Annotated in this window: 16 protein-coding genes; 9 read left to right on the top strand and 7 right to left on the bottom strand. The window is 63.3% G+C overall.

Annotation, left to right across the window (positions count from 1 at the left end; genetic code table 11):
* Positions 1 to 58 precede the first annotated feature (58 nt).
* A complete protein-coding gene (locus AC1ECK_RS20370) occupies positions 59 to 1,543 on the top strand; it encodes an NYN domain-containing protein (protein ID WP_480322068.1) in 1,485 nt (494 codons plus the stop codon).
* Positions 1,544 to 1,796: 253 nt separating this feature from the next.
* On the opposite strand, the gene sodB is transcribed toward AC1ECK_RS20370, so the two are convergent.
* Positions 1,797 to 2,375, bottom strand: coding sequence for a superoxide dismutase [Fe] (sodB, locus tag AC1ECK_RS20375; protein ID WP_480322070.1), 579 nt, complete (start codon positions 2,373 to 2,375; stop codon positions 1,797 to 1,799).
* Positions 2,376 to 2,568: 193 nt separating this feature from the next.
* The gene (gene xseA / locus AC1ECK_RS20380) at positions 2,569 to 3,948 is read right to left on the bottom strand and encodes an exodeoxyribonuclease VII large subunit (protein WP_480322072.1); all 1,380 of its coding nucleotides are present in this window, start codon (positions 3,946 to 3,948) and stop codon (positions 2,569 to 2,571) included.
* Positions 3,949 to 4,452: 504 nt separating this feature from the next.
* Between xseA and lpxK the strand changes: the two genes are divergently transcribed.
* The 5 genes from lpxK to AC1ECK_RS20405 all read left to right on the top strand — a co-directional run bounded on the left by lpxK (position 4,453) and on the right by AC1ECK_RS20405 (position 8,685).
* Complete coding sequence (gene lpxK, locus AC1ECK_RS20385) at positions 4,453 to 5,469, top strand: tetraacyldisaccharide 4'-kinase (protein WP_480322074.1); 1,017 nt, start codon at positions 4,453 to 4,455, stop codon at positions 5,467 to 5,469.
* On the top strand, positions 5,450 to 5,671 hold the full coding sequence (locus AC1ECK_RS20390; RefSeq protein ID WP_480322076.1) for a Trm112 family protein: 222 nt from the start codon (positions 5,450 to 5,452) through the stop codon (positions 5,669 to 5,671). The genes lpxK and AC1ECK_RS20390 overlap by 20 nt, the downstream gene beginning before the upstream one ends.
* Positions 5,672 to 5,840: 169 nt before the next feature.
* Positions 5,841 to 6,659: a 3-deoxy-manno-octulosonate cytidylyltransferase gene (gene kdsB / locus AC1ECK_RS20395; RefSeq protein WP_480322078.1), complete on the top strand. Its 819-nt coding sequence runs from the start codon at positions 5,841 to 5,843 to the stop codon at positions 6,657 to 6,659.
* Between the two features lie 231 nt (positions 6,660 to 6,890).
* Positions 6,891 to 7,556, top strand: coding sequence for an adenylate kinase (gene adk / locus AC1ECK_RS20400; RefSeq protein WP_480322080.1), 666 nt, complete (start codon positions 6,891 to 6,893; stop codon positions 7,554 to 7,556).
* 370 nt (positions 7,557 to 7,926) lie between these two features.
* The gene (locus tag AC1ECK_RS20405) at positions 7,927 to 8,685 is read left to right on the top strand and encodes a 3-hydroxyacyl-CoA dehydrogenase (RefSeq protein ID WP_480322081.1); all 759 of its coding nucleotides are present in this window, start codon (positions 7,927 to 7,929) and stop codon (positions 8,683 to 8,685) included.
* 148 nt (positions 8,686 to 8,833) lie between these two features.
* Here the strand turns inward: AC1ECK_RS20405 and AC1ECK_RS20410 are convergent, their stop codons facing one another.
* Positions 8,834 to 9,685, bottom strand: coding sequence for a SirB1 family protein (locus AC1ECK_RS20410; protein WP_480322083.1), 852 nt, complete (start codon positions 9,683 to 9,685; stop codon positions 8,834 to 8,836).
* A complete protein-coding gene (murJ, locus tag AC1ECK_RS20415) occupies positions 9,682 to 11,232 on the bottom strand; it encodes a murein biosynthesis integral membrane protein MurJ (protein ID WP_480322085.1) in 1,551 nt (516 codons plus the stop codon). The genes AC1ECK_RS20410 and murJ overlap by 4 nt, the downstream gene beginning before the upstream one ends.
* Before the next feature lie 479 nt (positions 11,233 to 11,711).
* Between murJ and rpsT the strand changes: the two genes are divergently transcribed.
* Positions 11,712 to 11,990: a 30S ribosomal protein S20 gene (gene rpsT, locus AC1ECK_RS20420; RefSeq protein ID WP_007180577.1), complete on the top strand. Its 279-nt coding sequence runs from the start codon at positions 11,712 to 11,714 to the stop codon at positions 11,988 to 11,990.
* A 202-nt stretch (positions 11,991 to 12,192) separates the two neighbouring features.
* On the opposite strand, the gene AC1ECK_RS20425 is transcribed toward rpsT, so the two are convergent.
* Positions 12,193 to 12,534, bottom strand: a complete 342-nt coding sequence (locus AC1ECK_RS20425) for a DUF3579 domain-containing protein (RefSeq protein ID WP_480322088.1) — start codon at positions 12,532 to 12,534, stop codon at positions 12,193 to 12,195.
* 431 nt (positions 12,535 to 12,965) lie between these two features.
* On the opposite strand from AC1ECK_RS20425, the gene argF reads away from it, so the two are divergent.
* On the top strand, positions 12,966 to 13,895 hold the full coding sequence (gene argF, locus AC1ECK_RS20430) for an ornithine carbamoyltransferase (protein WP_480322090.1): 930 nt from the start codon (positions 12,966 to 12,968) through the stop codon (positions 13,893 to 13,895).
* Positions 13,896 to 14,217: 322 nt separating this feature from the next.
* On the opposite strand, the gene murB is transcribed toward argF, so the two are convergent.
* Positions 14,218 to 15,258, bottom strand: a complete 1,041-nt coding sequence (murB, locus tag AC1ECK_RS20435) for a UDP-N-acetylmuramate dehydrogenase (protein WP_480322091.1) — start codon at positions 15,256 to 15,258, stop codon at positions 14,218 to 14,220.
* 175 nt (positions 15,259 to 15,433) lie between these two features.
* Here murB and AC1ECK_RS20440 point away from each other — a divergent pair, with 175 nt between their 5' ends.
* Positions 15,434 to 15,919: a YajQ family cyclic di-GMP-binding protein gene (locus AC1ECK_RS20440; RefSeq protein WP_480322093.1), complete on the top strand. Its 486-nt coding sequence runs from the start codon at positions 15,434 to 15,436 to the stop codon at positions 15,917 to 15,919.
* Between the two features lie 209 nt (positions 15,920 to 16,128).
* On the opposite strand, the gene plsY is transcribed toward AC1ECK_RS20440, so the two are convergent.
* Positions 16,129 to 16,764, bottom strand: a complete 636-nt coding sequence (gene plsY, locus AC1ECK_RS20445; RefSeq protein WP_480322095.1) for a glycerol-3-phosphate 1-O-acyltransferase PlsY — start codon at positions 16,762 to 16,764, stop codon at positions 16,129 to 16,131.
* Positions 16,765 to 16,812: the final 48 nt, after the last annotated feature.

A 16,812-nucleotide genomic window follows, 5' to 3' on the forward strand; every position in this document is an offset into this window, starting at 1 on the left:
GAATCGCTATCATGATCGCGATCCGTCGAATTCGACGGTTGCCTCACTGGAGAAATACATGGCGTCACCCAACGAAACCATCAGCATGGCGCTGTTCTGCGACTTCGAAAACGTCGCCCTTGGCGTACGCGATGCGAAGTACGAGAAATTCGACATCAAGCTGGTGCTCGAACGCCTGCTGCTCAAGGGCAGCATCGTCGTCAAGAAGGCGTATTGCGACTGGGAGCGCTACAAGAGCTTCAAGGGCACCATGCACGAGGCCAACTTCGAGTTGATCGAAATTCCGCACGTGCGCCAGTCAGGCAAGAATTCCGCGGACATTCGTCTCGTCGTCGACGCGCTCGATCTCTGCTACACCAAATCGCACGTCAACACGTTTGTCATCATCAGCGGCGACTCCGACTTCTCGCCGCTGGTCTCCAAGCTGCGCGAGAACGCCAAACAGGTGATCGGCGTGGGCGTGCAGCGATCCACGTCCGACCTGCTGATCGCCAATTGCGACGAATTCATTTTCTACGACGACCTGGTGCGCGAAAGTCAACGCAGCGTGGTCAAGCGCGAAACGGCGCGTCCGGCGCAGCAGCCCGCAACTACTGCCGCCAAGCAGGCGCCGAATGAAGAAAAGCGCCCCAAGGAAGACCTGGAAACACGCCGGACCAAAGCGGTCGAAATCGCCGTGCAGACCTTCGATGCACTCGCTTCGGAGCGTGGCGACAGCGGCAAGATCTGGGCCTCGGTGCTGAAAAACGCCATCAAGCGACGCAAGCCGGATTTCAACGAAACGTATTACGGCTTTCGCGCCTTCGGCAATCTGCTTGAAGAAGCACAGGCGCGCGGCCTGCTCGAGTTCGGCCGTGACGAGAAGTCGGGCGCGTATGTGTATCGCAGCACCGTTGTGACGACGGGCGGCGAGGCGGTAAGCGAACCGGTTGAACAGGCTCAGGAGCCGCTCTCTACGGAAGCGGCGCAACCAGCACAAGCGGAACACTCCGGACGGCCGGCGAAATCGACCCAGCCGCCGGAAGCGGGCCGCAAGCAGGATGCACGCCGCCGCGGTCGCGGCAACCGCAAGACGGAACGCGAATCACCTGCTGCAACGCGTGACGAACAAACGGGTGCCGGCCATCACGAGGCACAAGCGCTTTCCGTTGAACAGGACGAGGTTCTCTTCAACCACGGTGGCCGTTCGCCCTTCGCGTACGACGAGCCCGAAGAGGAGCAAGCGGAAACGGTTGCCCAACCCGAGTTGTTTGCCACAGAGCCGGAACCGGCCGTCGAAGTGGGCGAAGCGGGTGAATCGGGCGAAGCGCAGGGCAATCAGGAAACGCGGCGTAAGGGACGCGGCAACCGAAAACCAGCGGCGGCCAAGAAGACGAAGAAGGCTGCGGTAAAACCGGTTGAAGCCGCGTCCGAAAGCGATGTGCCGCAAGAGGCGCCTGCTCGTCCTGCTGCGGAAGAACCCGCTGCCCGCAAGACCGCGCGCAAATCCACCGCCCGCAGCCGTCGGCCGCGCAAGGCGGCAGCAACTTCGGATGCCGAATAAGCCCGCAGTCGTACGCAGCCAGTTAGCAACGTGACGCCCCCACCACTCAGCGCAACTCATTCGAGTCGCGCTGAGTGGAGCAACGAAGTAACGGCGGCGCCGGCGAGTTTGCCGTAAATGGCAAACTGCAATGCCCGAAAAACAGAAAGCCCTCACGCTGGAGGGCTCTCACTGTCACTAACGGACCAAGCCTGCATGCGGCGCAGCGTACGGACTGTTCAACCTGAACGGTCACGCCGCACCGCCTGAAACCTTACGCGAAGTTCTTCGCAGCAAAGTCCCAGTTCACGATGTTCCAGAACGCTTCGACAAACTTCGGACGTGCGTTGCGATAGTCGATGTAGTACGCGTGCTCCCACACGTCGATCGTCAGCAGTGCCTTCGCGTCGGTGGTCAGCGGCGTAGCAGCGTTGCTGGTCGAGACGAGGTCGAGCGAGCCGTCTGCCTTCTTCACGAGCCATGCCCAGCCCGAGCCGAACGTGCCGACTGCGGTCTTCGCGAACTCGGCCTTGAAATTGTCATAGGAGCCCCACTTCGCGTTGATCGCGTCGCCGAGTGCGCCCGACGGTGCACCGCCACCTTGCGGCGAGAGGCTGTTCCAGAAGAACGTGTGATTCCAGATTTGCGCAGCGTTGTTGAAGATGCCGCCCGATGCCTTCTTGACGATCTCTTCAAGCGACAGGTTCTCGAACTCCGTGCCCTTGATCAGATTGTTCAGGTTGGTCACATAGGTCTGGTGGTGCTTGCCATAGTGAAACTCGAGCGTCTCTTCCGACATATGCGGAACGAGTGCGTTTTTCGCGAACGGCAGCGGCGGGAGCGTATGTTCCATGGTGCTTTCCTTCTATCTGTGTGTGGGGGAGTCTGCGGATAACGCTGTGGAGCACTCGATTGTAGGCGAGTTGGAATAACCCCGCAAACCAGCGGACTTTATGTCAGGCATGCGTGGAAAGGCCGCCCAGTGGACGTAATTAGTGCTCGCGCCATGCCATCGTCACGGTCAAAAGTGCAACGCCAGAAGGTTCTCAGAACCCGTCTGCAAGACGGGCCTGCACATCGGCGAGCGTGATATCCGCCGCACCTTCGGCAAGGTGCACGGTGAGCCGCCGCCCGGGCTTCAACGAGGCCGGCGCACGCACCGCGCGACCGTTCTGCGCATCGAGCACAGCCGCGTAACCACGTTCGAGGGTGCGCTGCGGACTCAGCACCTCAAGACGTGCGGCCAGCGTGGTCACGCGTGCCGTATGCCGTTCGTGCTGACGCAATACCGCGCCGTCAAGACGCTGTGCCAATGAGTTCAGTGCCGCGTGATGCGCAGCCAGGTCCGGACGCCAGTGCTGCCAGCGCATCTGCAGCAGCGAAAAACGTGCTCTTGCATCACGCACTGGCCGCGCGCCCGCGGACCCAAGCCGCACGCTGAGCTGCTGCAAGTGCGTACGTTGCCGCGCGAGCCGCTCGGAGGGCGAGACCAGCCGGCGCGCCAGCCAGTCGAGTTGTTGCGCGCGCCGCTCCATCATGCGGCCAAAGCCGCGTGCAAGGGTTGCGTGCCGGTGATCGAGATCGCGCAGCAACAGCACGCGTTGCGGACTGACGAGTTCAGCCGCGCCGGTCGGAGTCGGCGCGCGCACGTCGGCGGCGAAGTCGGCAATCGTGAAATCGGTTTCGTGACCGACGCCGCTCACGACCGGCACGCGGCTTTCGGCAATCGCCCGCGCCAGCACCTCTTCGTTGAAGGCCCACAGGTCTTCAATCGAACCGCCGCCACGGCACACGATCAGCACATCGATCTCGCGCCGTGCGTTGGCCGTCTCGACCATCGCCGCGAGTTTCGCACTCACGCCCACGCCCTGCACCGGCGCGGGATAGACGATCACCGGGATATGCGGCGCACGGCGTTGCAGGGTAGTCAGCACGTCGCGCAGCGCGGCAGCCTGCAACGAGGTGACGATGCCGATTGCGCGCGGATGCGCCGGCAACGGTCGCTTGCGCTCGGCGGCAAACAGCCCTTCAGCTTCGAGCTGCGCCTTGAGCTTCAGAAACGCTTCATACAGCCGTCCTTGTCCGGTACGGCGTACCGCTTCGACATTGAGCTGCAGCTCGCCGCGCGGCTCGTACATCGTGACGAGCGCGCGCACCTCGATCCGGTCGCCTTCGCGCGGCGTGAACTCGGCGTACTGCGCGCGGCCGCGAAACATCACGCAGCGCATCTGCGCCTGGGCATCCTTGATCGAGAAATACCAGTGGCCACTCGCGGCGCGCGTGAAATTCGACACTTCCCCCGCCACCCAGACGAGCGGAAACGAGCGTTCGAGCATCGCGCCAATGGCGCGATTGAGCGCCGACACCGGCACCACGACCTCGCCACCCGGCGTGGACGGCGACGAAAAAGGACTTTCGGAGTTCATGCGAAGAATAGGGATGACAGGCCGGACAGACGATAGACCGAGCGGCCATCCGCGTCCAGCGTGTTGTACGAATTGTTAAAAGTGTCCACATGCCAGGAGAAGCTTACGAAGCGTTGCCAAAGCGCGTGGAGAGCCCAGTTGCATCGAGTTAACCCATTGATTTAAAAAGTTTTTATATGTTGTTAGTATCAATGCATACCGACAAGACCCGCGCGGAATGGCCTTTCCAGCCTCGTCGACGGCAGGTTCTCCACAAAGTTATCCACAGGCTGCCGAGGCACGCATCGCCGCCATCGGGCCACCGGGTGCAACCGACGCGACTTGCGGCGCACGACGCTCGCGCGCTAGAGTGCCGGGTTTCAAGGGCATCATGCGCGGCGTACGACGCGTGCGGCGTGCGCCCTGTCCCGTTCGTCCCGCCCGGAGAAACGCGTTGATACTTGTCCCGTGTATCGCGTCACCTGAAGCGATGCCGCATCCGCTGTGCGCACCGGCATTGTCCTCATGAGCGAAGTCAAAGCCCAACTCGAAACGCGTCTTGCCCGCGAGTGGCAACAGCGCGGCCCGCTGGCCTGGGCGATGCTGCCGTTCGCCTGCGTGTTCGGCGCGATCGCCGCCGCGCGTCGCGCGGCCTTTGCGCTCGGCTGGCTCAAGGCGCAACGCGTCGGCGTGCCGGTGGTGGTGGTCGGCAACGTGACGGTCGGCGGCACCGGCAAGACGCCAACCGTGATCGCGCTGGTCGAGGCGCTACGGGGCGCCGGCTTCCAGCCCGGCGTCGTCTCGCGCGGTTATGGCGCGCAAATCAAGCGGCCGACGCCGGTCACGCCCGCCTCGGCGCCGCAGGACGCCGGCGACGAACCCCTGTTGATCGCCCGCCGCACCGGCGCGCCGGTCTGGGTCTGTCCGGACCGGGTGGCCGCCGCGCGGGCGCTGTGCGCCGCGCATCGCGATGTCGACGTGATCGTCAGCGACGACGGCCTGCAGCACTACCGCCTCGCCCGCGACGCCGAACTGGTGGTGTTCGACCATCGGCTCGGCGGCAACGGCTTTCTGCTACCGGCCGGTCCGTTGCGCGAGCCGCTGTCGCGCCGCCGCGATGCGACGCTGATCAACAACCCATACGAACGGACGCTGCCGCCCTGGCCCAACACCTTCGCGCTCGCCCTCACGCCCGGCGACGCGTGGCATCTGGGCAATCCGGCACTGCGCCGCCCGCTCGCGCAATTCAGCGGCGACCGGGTGCTGGCCGCGGCCGGCATCGGCTCGCCTGAGCGTTTTTTCGCGACCTTGCGCGCCGCGGGCCTCACGCCTGAGACCCGTGCCCTGCCGGATCACTATGCGTTCAGCAGCAATCCGTTCGCCGCTGTCGATGCGGATGCGATCCTGATCACCGAAAAGGATGCGGTAAAATTGGGGTCCTGGCACGATGCGCGCATCTGGGTTGTCCCGGTTGAAGCCGCGCTCGATCATCGCCTCATTGAATTAGTTGTGGAGAAAGTCCGTGGACGCTCGCCTGCTTGAAATTCTCGTCTGCCCGATCTGCAAGGGCCCGCTCAGCTACGATCGTTCGGCACAGGAGCTCATCTGCAACGCAGACAAGCTGGCGTATCCGATCCGCGACGGCATCCCCGTGATGCTGGTGGACGAAGCCCGTCAGACAGTCGAGGGCACGCCGGTCGAGCCGTTGAATCCTGAGGCCAGCAATCCGGCGCCTGGCGCGTGACACCACGGCTGCGGTCACCACTGTAGTCAACAGGCCTTAGCCGGCCTCTGCACCTTACGCCAGCTTGCCTGCGGAGCGGCTTAGCCGCTCCAGTCGTTTTCGTCGGCGTGCGCCCCCGGTTCGCGCGCCTTCTTCCGCGTCTTGTTGCGGTCTTGCCGCCGCCTTCCCGATGACTCAAGCCCATCCCGCCACCGTCCCCGCCGCACCGCCGTTCATTGCCGTGGTTCCGGCACGGCTCGCGTCGACCCGTCTGCCCAACAAGCCGCTCGCCGACATCGGCGGCAAGCCGATGGTCGTGCGCGTCGCGGAACGCGCGCTCGCCTCGGGCGCACAGCAGGTGCTGATTGCATCGGATGCGCAGGCGGTCCTCGAGGTCGCACGCCAACACGGCATCGAAGCCATACTGACGCGCGCCGACCATCCGTCGGGCACCGACCGTCTCGCGGAAGTGGCCGCGCATTTCGGCTGGAGCGACGACACGATCGTCGTCAACGTGCAGGGCGACGAACCGCTGATCGATCCCGCGCTGGTGTGCGGCGTTGCGTCGCACCTCGCCGCCAACCCCGGCTGCGCCATCGCGACGGCGGCGCACCCGATCAGCGACCCCACCGAGATCTTCAATCCGAACGTCGTCAAGGTCGTCCTCGACGCGCGCGGCGTGGCGCTCTACTTCTCGCGCGCGCCGATCCCGTGGGCTCGCGACGCCTACCAGCCGCACTGGCCCGAGATCGCCGCCATGCCCGCGCCGCCTGCTCCCGCGACGGTCTACCGGCATATCGGCCTGTATGCATATCGTGCAAAGTTTCTGCGCTCCTATCCATCGCTCACGCTCTCGCCGATCGAGCAGGCCGAGGCGCTCGAACAGTTGCGTGCGATGTGGCATGGCGAGCGGATTGCGGTCCTCGTCACCGACGACGTGCCCCTGCCGGGCGTCGACACGGCCGCCGACCTCGCCCGCGTAAGGTCGTTATTCGATCCGTCAGCGTAAAAACCCATGGCATAATCAAACGGTTGTGCGCACCATCTGCAATGATCGTTCGTCAGGGTTTGTCCGGTCGTCCCGTTGTCCCCTTGCAGCGCCGTCGTCATTAACGTGCAGCGCGAGGCGCACCGCGGCCAGTTCGATGCGGGCCCCCTGAAACCAACGCGCAGACAAGCTAGCAAGATGAGCTTCAAGCGTCGCGCCACGCAAGAATTCACATAGATCTGGAGATATCACATGCGTTTGATCCTGTTGGGTGCTCCCGGAGCGGGCAAGGGCACTCAGGCGACTTTCATCAAGGAAAAGTTCGGCATTCCGCAAATTTCCACCGGCGACATGCTGCGCGCGGCCGTCAAGGCCGGCTCGCCGCTCGGCGTTGAAGCGAAGCGTTTCATGGACGCGGGCGAACTGGTGTCGGACGAGCTGATCATCAACCTCGTCAAAGAGCGTCTGAAAGAAGCGGACTGCGCGAACGGCTATCTGTTCGACGGTTTTCCGCGCACGCTGCCGCAAGCGGAAGCCATGAAGCAGGCGGGCGTCGCGATCGACTACGTGCTGGAAATCGACGTGCCGTTTGAAGAGATCATCGTGCGGATGAGCGGCCGTCGCGTGCACGCTGCGTCGGGCCGTACCTATCACGTCAAGTTCAACCCGCCGAAGGTCGAGAATGTCGACGACGTCACGGGCGAACCGCTGATCCAGCGCGACGACGACAAGGAAGAAACGGTCAAGAAGCGTCTGGACGTGTATGTCGCACAAACCAAGCCGCTGATCGAGTACTACAACACATGGGCCAGCCACGGCGATGCAGCGAGCAGCCTGAAGGCGCCGCAGTACCGCGCGATCTCCGGCCTCGGCAGCGTCGATGAAATCCGCACGCGTGTGTTCGACGCATTGAAGTAAGGCGGCTGGCGTTAACTGGCGAGCGAGGCCACGATCAAGGCTGCACCGCTCGCCCGGCAAGGCGTGAGATCCGCTTCGGCAAAACCCGCCCATCTGGGCGGGTTTTTTATCGCCGCCTCGAAATGCGGGTTGATTCAAAGCGCGACACTGCCGCGCAGGTCAGTATGCAATCCGCAGCCGACCCTGCTTGCCGTTCTCGCCACAGCCAACTTGCTCAGTTATCCAGAACAAATCGAGCGACTCGTCAACGCACCACACCGGTGCAAATGCCCCTCCCTTTCGCTTTCCGCGCTGCAGCACAGCCGTTACAATCGACCATCGAAAAGATATTCGATCCTGACGGTTACTGAACTGAATTGAAGGAGAAGACATGGAGATTCGTGACAACGTATTCCTGATCACCGGCGGTGCATCGGGCCTTGGCGCCGCCACGGCGCGCCTGTTCGCCGCGGAAGGCGGCAAGATCGTGGTCGCCGACCTGAATCAGGACGCCGGCACCGCGCTCGCGCAGGAACTGGGCGGTGTGTTCGTGAAATGCGATGTGAGCCGCGAAGACGACGCCACCCAGGCGGTCTCTGCCGCGACGCAGCTCGGCACGCTGCGCGGGCTGATCAACTGCGCGGGCGTCGCGCCGGCCATCAAGACCGTCGGCAAGGACGGCCCGCATCCGCTCGACTCGTTCACCCGGACCATCTCGATCAACCTGATCGGCACATTCAACATGATCCGCCTCGCCGCTGCGGCGATGGCGAAGAACGAGCCGAATGCCGGCGGCGAGCGCGGTGTGATCATCAACACCGCATCGGTGGCGGCGTTCGACGGCCAGATCGGCCAGGCCGCGTATGCAGCCTCGAAGAGCGGCGTGGTCGGCATGACGCTGCCGATCGCACGCGATCTGTCGCGCAACGCGATCCGCGTGATGACGATTGCCCCCGGCATCTTCGAAACGCCGATGCTGCTCGGCATGCCGCAAGAAGTGCAAGACGCGCTCGGCGCGATGGTGCCGTTCCCGCCGCGCCTCGGCAAGCCGGTGGAATACGCGATGCTCGCCAAGCAGATCTTCGACAATCCGATGCTCAACGGCGAAGTGATTCGCCTCGACGGCGCGATCCGGATGCAGCCGAAGTAATCCGGCTTGCTCGCCGTGCCTCGGGTGGCGCGCTGCTCAGTTGCCCGAGGCACGATGATGATGCACCCTGCACGATTGACGGCAGACAAATTAAACGCCTGCGACGCGCTCGATGCGCATCGCAGGCGTTCTGCTTTTCCTGGTTGGGTTAGTCCCGATCGTTATGCTGCGTGCGCTGGCGTAACTCGTGCAACTGCGACTCGACGACCGTCGCATCGTCGGCATCGGGCCGGTCGCCCAGGTAACGCTCCAGATCTTCGAGCGCCGGACGCAGATAGTCGAGCCGCGCATAAGCGAAACCGCGGTCGCGCACTTCCTCGATGCTCTCGGGCAACAGAATCACCAGTCGCTGCTGCACGCCTAGCAGGCGCTGCCAGCGTTCCGTCTGAAGATAGGTGGCCTTCAGGTTGCGCAGCATGCGCGCAATGATCTCGCGGCGCGTGGCCGGCTGCAGCAGCATGCGCAAGGCGCGGCTGACCGACTCGCCCGCCGACGCCACATACGGCTCGAGCATCTCGACCATCTCCGACTCCGAGAGCGAGTGCCCGGTGGTCGGATCGAGCATCACGTCGCCATCAGGCGTCGTCACACGCAGCAGGAAATGACCGGGAAACGACACGCCGCGCACCGGAACGCCGATCTGCTCGGCCATCTCCAGATACAGCACGGCCAGCGAAATCGGAATGCCGCGGCGCCGTTTCAGCACCACGTTCAGATGGCTGTTGTCGGGATCGTAGTAATCGTTGAGGTTGCTGCCGAAACCCAGCTCGCGGAAGAAAAAGCGATTGAGAATGCCGACTTTCTGCTTGATGTCGGCGTCTGCCGGCATGCGGCGTTGCAGGCGCACCACCAGTTCGTCGATCTCGGCGAGCGCGCCTTGCAGATCGAGATCGGGGTAAGCGTCCTGTGCCAGCGAGAGCGCTGCCTCGGTCAGGGGCAGACTGTCGTCTTCGGCGACCAGCGTACTGAAATAGTCGAGAACCCGCGTCGTCGTGATCACTTCACTCGCCTTCTGAAATACGCGTATTTGAAGCCCATCAGCCAGAGCATACCGAAATATAGCGCAGCAAACAGCACGAGGCACGCAGCCAACAACACGATGCGTGCGAGCGGCTGGGCATGCAGGCCGATCCAGTCGAAGCTGATGGCGAACCAGTGCATGACGCCTGCGAGCACGAGACATGCGCCGATCATTTGCACGAAGAAAACCAGCCAGCCGCTCGACGGCATATAGATGCCGCGCCGGCGCAAGCCGATGAACAACAGCAGGGCGTTCACACAGGCGCCGAGCCCGACGCTGAGGGTCAACCCTGCGTGTGCAAAGATCGGCACAAAGACGAAGTTGCTCAACTGCGTAACGACCAGCACGCCGATCCCGATCTTCACCGGCGTCTTGATGTCCTGTTTGGCATAGAAGCCCGGCGCGAGAATCTTGATGAGGATGAGCCCGATCAGCCCGACCCCGTACGCCGCCAGCGCACGCCCCACCATCACGACCGAGTGGCCGTCGAACTTGCCATAGTGAAACAGCGTTGCGGTGAGCGGCTCAGCGAAGAAAAACAGCGCGATCGCGCTCGGCGCGGCGAGCAGGAAAGTGACGCGCAGGCCCCAATCGAGCAGCGACGAGTACTCGTGCGGGTCGGCATCGACGTGCGCCTTGGAGAGGCTCGGCAGCAAAATCGTGCCGAGCGCGACGCCGAGCAGCGCAGTCGGGAATTCCATCAGCCGGTCGGCGTAGTTGATCCACGAGACGGCGCCCGGTCCGATGCGCGAGGCAATGTTCGTATTGATGATCAGGCTGATTTGCGCGACGGAGACGGCGAACATCGCCGGCACCATCTTCGAGAGCACGCGCTTGACGCCGCGATGCGCGAGCGCGCGCACCGGGTTCCAGCCGATGCGCGGCACCATCTCGATCTTCTTGAGACCGGGCAACTGCACGAGGAACTGCAGCACGCCGCCGACAATCACCGCCCAGGCGAGCGCATAGACCGGCGTCTTCATATGCGGCGCGACGAACACAGCCGCGACGATGAACGAGACGTTCAGCAGCACCGGCGCGAAGGCCGGCAGCGAAAAGTTCTTGTAAGTATTCAGCACGCCCGAGGCCAGCGACGTCAGCGAGATGAATACGATGTACGGGAACATGATGCGCGTCATCGCGACGGCGAGCGGATACGCCTGGCCGTCATGCGCGAGACCCGACGCGACCACGAACACCACGCCGGAGGCCCCAACGACGCCGATCAGCGACAGGATCGCCAGCGCCCAGGCGAGCACCGTCGAGGTGGCGTCGACGAGCGCCTTGGTCGCGTCGTGCCCCTGCTGGTTCTTGAACTCGGCAAGAATCGGCACGAACGCCTGCGAGAACGCACCCTCCGCGGAAATCCGGCGCAGCAGATTGGGAATGCGAAAGGCGACGTAGAACGCGTCGGTGAATTGGCTGGCGCCGAACGCACGGGCGATCAACGTTTCGCGGGCCAGTCCGGTCACGCGCGACAGCAGCGTGAAGCCGCTGACCGTCAGCAGGGCTCGGAATAGATTCATGGGGCGCTTATTATACGGGTGCCGCAAGTACGGACGACGAGCCGGGACGCGAATCGGACCGATTTCTGGCGCAGACGTTCGCTTCGGAGCACATTCCGAGCAGGTTGGCGACGGGCTTCGGCGCGTTTTCCGGCGCCGGGCCGGTTGCCTGCCCTCTGCGCCATGCTCTAAACGGCCAGCGCCACACCAACCAGGCGGGACAATTCATTGGCCGAATCGCATGTTTCCGTTTGCCACGTGCCTGTTTTTGTTGCTATAATCGCCGGTTTCGAAGCTCGCTCAATTTTCGAAGAGCATGTGAGTGCGCCCTAAACACGCTCTCGATGCCTGCTGAAACGGGCCTGATTTCGCGTAGTTGAATCAGTAATCTCGACATTTTTTGCGCTCTTGGGCAATCGCTTCCAAGGGTTCGATCTAAAAGCAGCGCCCGGCCACTTGAAGGTCAGGTACTGGAAACAGGAACAGGATAAGGAACCGTCATGGCTAACTCCGCACAAGCACGCAAGCGCGCCCGTCAGGCCGCGAAAGCAAACTCGCACAACTCGGCGCTGCGCTCGAAGTTCCGCACGGCAATCAAGGCCGTTCGCAAGGCGATCGACGCCGGCGACAAGGCTAAGGCCGCTGAGATCTTCCTGGCGTCGTCGAAGACGATCGACATCATCGCCGACAAGAAAATCGTTCACAAGAACAAGGCAGCTCGCCATAAGAGCCGCCTCGCTGCAGCCATCAAGGGTCTGCAAGCGCCCGCAGCGCAGTAAATCCGGTCGGCCCGCTTCGGTGGGCTACCTCCTGTTTCCGCTGCAGCATGAAAGCCCGCTTAGGCGGGCTTTTTTGTTTGGCCCGGCAGGCCACTCCCTCGGCCTGCCGGGCGTAAAAAAACCCGCTCTCGCGGGTTTTATCGCTTCCATTCACCATGCTGCCCCAGTTTCGTTGTTGCCTGGGTCGCGGCAAGCTTCCTTGTTACTTAGCCTTGAGCGCCTGTTGCGTGCCGTGGTCGGGAGGCAGCTCGCAGGCCTCGGTCACCACAAGGTCATTGTCCTTCGCGAAGTTCATGACGAAATCGAATGCCATCGGCTCGATATCGCGCAACCGCGAATCGAGGATGACGCACTTGAGATCGTCGAGCATCGTAGGGCGAACGTAAAGCGAGTACTGCATGTAGGCGTTCGGTCCTTTTTTCGCACCCGGCCCGAACATGGACATCACCCCAGCGAGTCGCTCCGACCAGTCGCTCGGCCGAAACTTCTTACCGCTCTTGGTAATGCCCTGAATGAAATATTCGGTTGGAGCTGCTTCGGCCATGTAGGGATACCTGTGTGACTGCCCAGCAAAACGCCAGCGAATGCGGCTTGCCTGACCGGCTCACTCAAGCCGCCGTATAAACGACCCCGGGCACGAAGTCCGCGGGTGCCACAGCGCCGGTCAGGGCCACCTCGGCAATCGTCACGACGGCGCGCCGCGAGGAAAGGCTTTCCGGGCACGCGAGCCGTGTTCCGCAAGCACGGAGCCTGTCTGCTGGGCTTTTGGAAACCCCGCGATTATAGCGCAGCGGACCTTTTTCCGCACTGCACACAAGAATCCAGCCAAGGTTCCCACGTTCATGCCGGAATGCTCGTCAGGCCTTCTGGCTAGCTCGTCAAACGGGGCAAAATCCTTTATGCTGCCTAGAGTTACCACAAACGACGGCGGCACAGTCCGGCAATTTCGCCGGGTGAAACCGCCGTATTTGTTTTATGACCGCCAAGAAAATTCGCCACTACCTGCAGTTCAACGATTTCTCGCTGGAAGACTACGAGTACGTGCTGGAACGCGCACGCATTCTGAAGCGCAAATTCAAGAGCTACGAGACCTACCACCCGCTGCACGACCGCACGCTGGCGATGATCTTCGAGAAGAACTCGACGCGCACGCGCCTGTCGTTCGAAGCGGGCATCTTCCAGTTGGGCGGCCACGCGGTGTTCATGAGCACGCGGGATACGCAACTGGGTCGCGGCGAGCCGCTCGAAGACGCGGCGCAGGTGATCTCGCGCATGGTGGACATCATCATGATCCGCACCTTCGGCCAGGACATCCTCAAGCGCTTTGCCGAGAACTCGCGCGTACCGGTCATCAACGGCCTGACCAACGAGTACCACCCTTGCCAGGTGCTGGCCGACGTCTTCACGTATTACGAGCATCGCGGCCCGATTCGCGGCAAGACGGTGGCATGGGTCGGCGACGCCAACAACATGCTGTACACCTGGATCGAAGCGGCGCAGATTCTCGGCTTCAAGCTGCGCCTGTCCACCCCGCCGGGGTACAGGCTCGACCACGCCATGGTCGCAGCGGAAAGCACGCCGTTCTTCGAAGAGTTCGACGATCCGAACGAGGCTTGCGCCGGGGCGGACCTCGTCACCACTGACGTCTGGACCAGCATGGGCTTCGAGGCGGAAAACGAAGCGCGCAAGACGGCATTTGCCGACTGGTGCGTGGACGCCGAGATGATGGCGCGCGCCAAACCTGACGCGCTCTTCATGCACTGCCTGCCGGCTCACCGTGGCGAGGAAGTCAGCGCGGAGGTGATCGACGGGCCGCAAAGCGTCGTTTGGGACGAGGCGGAAAACCGCCTGCACGTCCAAAAGGCCTTGATGGAATTCTTGTTGCTCGGCAAGCTGAACCACTGAGCGAATATCCGCACGAGGCGCGCTGAGGTTAGCTCCTGAGCGCCCCCAGACCTGCCGCTCACGCGTCAGGCCCCCGAGGGGACTTCCTTCGGGGCGGGAAACTTGTGGGGCTGCCCGGCGTTTCCTTGAGAGGCGTCACCTAACCTACGCGCCGCGCGAAGTTGAGCGCCGCGGGCGCGCCGAAGCCAAAATGCAAAGGCAACGCAGCGAGGCTGAGCGGCCCCAAACCCCATGCTAGCAGCCAGCAAAAAGGCGCCAGGATCATCACTCCTGGCGCCTTTTTTATCTCTTGCGACACCCAGTCGGCTCCAGTAACCGGCGCCTACAAACAAACCGGCTCCACCTCCAGCTCGACCCCAAACCGCTCGCGCACATCGCGCTGGATCGCCCACGCCAGCGCCAGCACGTCCGCCCCACTCGCCCCGCCGCGATTCACCAGCACCAGTGCCTGCCGGTCATGCACGGCCGCCGCGCCCATCGCGCGTCCCTTCCAGCCGCACCGGTCGATCAACCAGCCCGCCGCGAGCTTCACCGCACCGTCGGCCTGCCGGTATGACACCACCTCCGGCTCGCGCCGCTGCAACGCTTCAAACTGCGCCGCGTCGAGCACCGGATTCTTGAAGAAGCTCCCCGCATTGCCGAGCTGCGCCGGGTCGGGCAGTTTTGCCCGCCGCACCGCCACGACTGCGTCGAAAATCGCCTGAGCGCTCGGCGATGTGTCACCATGCCCCTCGGCGGCCAGTTCGCGTGCGATGTCGGCATAGCTCGCGCGCGGCACCCACGCCTTCGGCAAGCGAAAGGTGACGGACGTAATCACAAAGCGGTCGCGCCCTTCGCGCTTGAAGAAACTGTCGCGATAGCCGAACCGGCAGGCTGCCGCGTCGAGTTCGTGTACCACGCCGGTCGCCAGCTCCACTGCGCGCAGCGAAGCGAAGCGTTCGCCCATTTCCAGGCCGTAGGCACCGATGTTCTGGATCGGCGCGGCGCCAACCGTCCCCGGAATCAGCGCGAGGTTCTCGAGCCCGGGCATCTCCTGCGCGAGGGTCCAGGCCACGAACTCGTGCCAGTTCTCGCCGGCGGACGCTTCGACGTACCATGCATCATCGTCTTCCCGCGCGAGACGCCGGCCGCGCAGCGCCACCAGCAACACGAGGCCATCGAAGTCGCCGCTCAGCACGACGTTGCTGCCGCCGCCCAGCACCAGCCGCGGCAAACCCGAGGCTCGCGGATCGCGCACCGCGGCCAGCAGTTGGTCCTCGCGCTCGATACGGCACGCGAACCGCGCGCGCACATCGAAGCCAAAGGTGTTGTGGGCCTTGAGCGGATACCCGCTGAGGAAAACCGGGGAGTCGGACTGGGACATCAGGGACATCGGAATGTGAGGGCCATCTGCGGCAGGCCGGGCGGTCATCCGCAGCGGCCTTGGGCAAAAGAGAAAGGCGTCGGTAAAATGACGTCCGGTTCGTGATTATAGCGAGTGCGTCTCGCGCAGCCGTCCGGCAGCGCCAGGCACCGCAGCACTATTTTGGGAGAAAGCAATGCCATCGTTTGACGTCGTCTGCGAAGCCAACATGATCGAAGTCAAGAACGCGATCGAGCAGTCCAACAAGGAGATTTCCACCCGCTTCGACTTCAAGGGATCGGACGCGCGTGTCGAGCATAAGGAACATGAACTGACGCTCTACGCCGACGACGACTTCAAGCTGAGCCAGGTTAAGGACGTGATGGTGTCGAAAATGGCCAAGCGCAACGTGGACGTGCGCTTCCTCGACTACGGCAAGATCGAGAAGATCGGCGGCGACAAGGTCAAGCAGGTCGTCACCGTGAAAAAAGGCGTGTCGGGCGATCTGGCGAAGAAAATCGTCAGGCTCGTGAAAGACAGCAAGATCAAGGTGCAGGCGAGCATTCAGGGCGATGCCGTGCGCGTCTCGGGCACCAAGCGCGACGACCTGCAGAGCGTGATTGCACTGCTGCGCAAGGATGTCACGGATACGCCGCTCGACTTCAACAACTTCCGCGACTAAAGCGCTGAGGCGCGCGGCGCCGGAAGCCCCGGCGCGATGCCGGGGCTTTGCAACCGCGTTGAAACCGCTAGCCGCGGCGCCCGCAAGCGAGCCGCGAGCCGCGAGCCGGCAGTCATCGCGGCGCATCCGGCCGGCTCGTCCGCCTCGGCGGCGCTTTCTGCAGCCCCAGCACCCACCTTCGGTAACGTCACCAGCTTCAGCAGGCAACCTCAGTGCCGCTTGGCAGTTGTCTGCGCCTCGGCCTTCTTCTTGCCGCCGATGCGGCTTTCCTGCCCCGCCATCAGCTTGGCAATATTGCCGCGATGGCGCCAGATCAGCAGCGAGCTCATGGCGACGATCGCCAGCGCGATGATGTTCGCGCCGAACAGGAAGCCGTCGAAGAGCGGCGCGAACACCGCCGCCACGAGCGCCGCGAGCGACGAATAGCGGAAGAAGAACGCGACGATCAGCCAGGTCAGCAGCGTGGCAAGACCGAGCACCGGATTGATGGCGAGCAGCACGCCGGCGGCGGTGGCGACACCCTTGCCGCCCTTGAAGCGGAAGAACACCGGATACAGGTGGCCGAGAAACACGGCGATCGCGGCCAGCGCGATCGCCGTATCGTCGAGGCCGTAGTGCGCGCCGAAATGGCTGACGAGCCAGACGGCGAGCCAGCCCTTGAACGCATCGCCGACCAGCGTCAGAATCGCGGCCGTCTTGTTGCCGCTTCTCAGAACATTGGTAGCGCCGGGATTCTGCGAGCCGTACGAGCGCGGGTCGGCCAGCCCCATCACTGAACTGACGATCACGGCAAACGACACCGAACCGATCAGATAGGCAACGAAGGCGACGAGCAGGTTTTGCATCTGGGGACTCTTATAGGTATCGGAAAGCGCGACAGGTGCGCAACGCGC

The sequence above is a fragment of the Paraburkholderia sp. SSBN10T genome (assembly GCF_056619545.1).

What these genes read in the sequence shown, in the direction of transcription:
- kdsB (WP_480322078.1), top strand. Translation starts at nt 5,841, where the DNA reads ATGACTCAAGCCCATCCCGCCACCGTCCCCGCCGCACCGCCGTTCATT.
- argF (WP_480322090.1), top strand. Translation starts at nt 12,966, where the DNA reads ATGACCGCCAAGAAAATTCGCCACTACCTGCAGTTCAACGATTTCTCG.
- plsY (WP_480322095.1), bottom strand. Translation starts at nt 16,764, where the DNA reads ATGCAAAACCTGCTCGTCGCCTTCGTTGCCTATCTGATCGGTTCGGTG.
- AC1ECK_RS20405 (WP_480322081.1), top strand. Translation starts at nt 7,927, where the DNA reads ATGGAGATTCGTGACAACGTATTCCTGATCACCGGCGGTGCATCGGGC.
- AC1ECK_RS20370 (WP_480322068.1), top strand. Translation starts at nt 59, where the DNA reads ATGGCGTCACCCAACGAAACCATCAGCATGGCGCTGTTCTGCGACTTC.
- adk (WP_480322080.1), top strand. Translation starts at nt 6,891, where the DNA reads ATGCGTTTGATCCTGTTGGGTGCTCCCGGAGCGGGCAAGGGCACTCAG.
- AC1ECK_RS20425 (WP_480322088.1), bottom strand. Translation starts at nt 12,534, where the DNA reads ATGGCCGAAGCAGCTCCAACCGAATATTTCATTCAGGGCATTACCAAG.
- sodB (WP_480322070.1), bottom strand. Translation starts at nt 2,375, where the DNA reads ATGGAACATACGCTCCCGCCGCTGCCGTTCGCGAAAAACGCACTCGTT.
- murB (WP_480322091.1), bottom strand. Translation starts at nt 15,258, where the DNA reads ATGTCCCAGTCCGACTCCCCGGTTTTCCTCAGCGGGTATCCGCTCAAG.
- xseA (WP_480322072.1), bottom strand. Translation starts at nt 3,948, where the DNA reads ATGAACTCCGAAAGTCCTTTTTCGTCGCCGTCCACGCCGGGTGGCGAG.
- AC1ECK_RS20440 (WP_480322093.1), top strand. Translation starts at nt 15,434, where the DNA reads ATGCCATCGTTTGACGTCGTCTGCGAAGCCAACATGATCGAAGTCAAG.
- rpsT (WP_007180577.1), top strand. Translation starts at nt 11,712, where the DNA reads ATGGCTAACTCCGCACAAGCACGCAAGCGCGCCCGTCAGGCCGCGAAA.
- lpxK (WP_480322074.1), top strand. Translation starts at nt 4,453, where the DNA reads ATGAGCGAAGTCAAAGCCCAACTCGAAACGCGTCTTGCCCGCGAGTGG.
- murJ (WP_480322085.1), bottom strand. Translation starts at nt 11,232, where the DNA reads ATGAATCTATTCCGAGCCCTGCTGACGGTCAGCGGCTTCACGCTGCTG.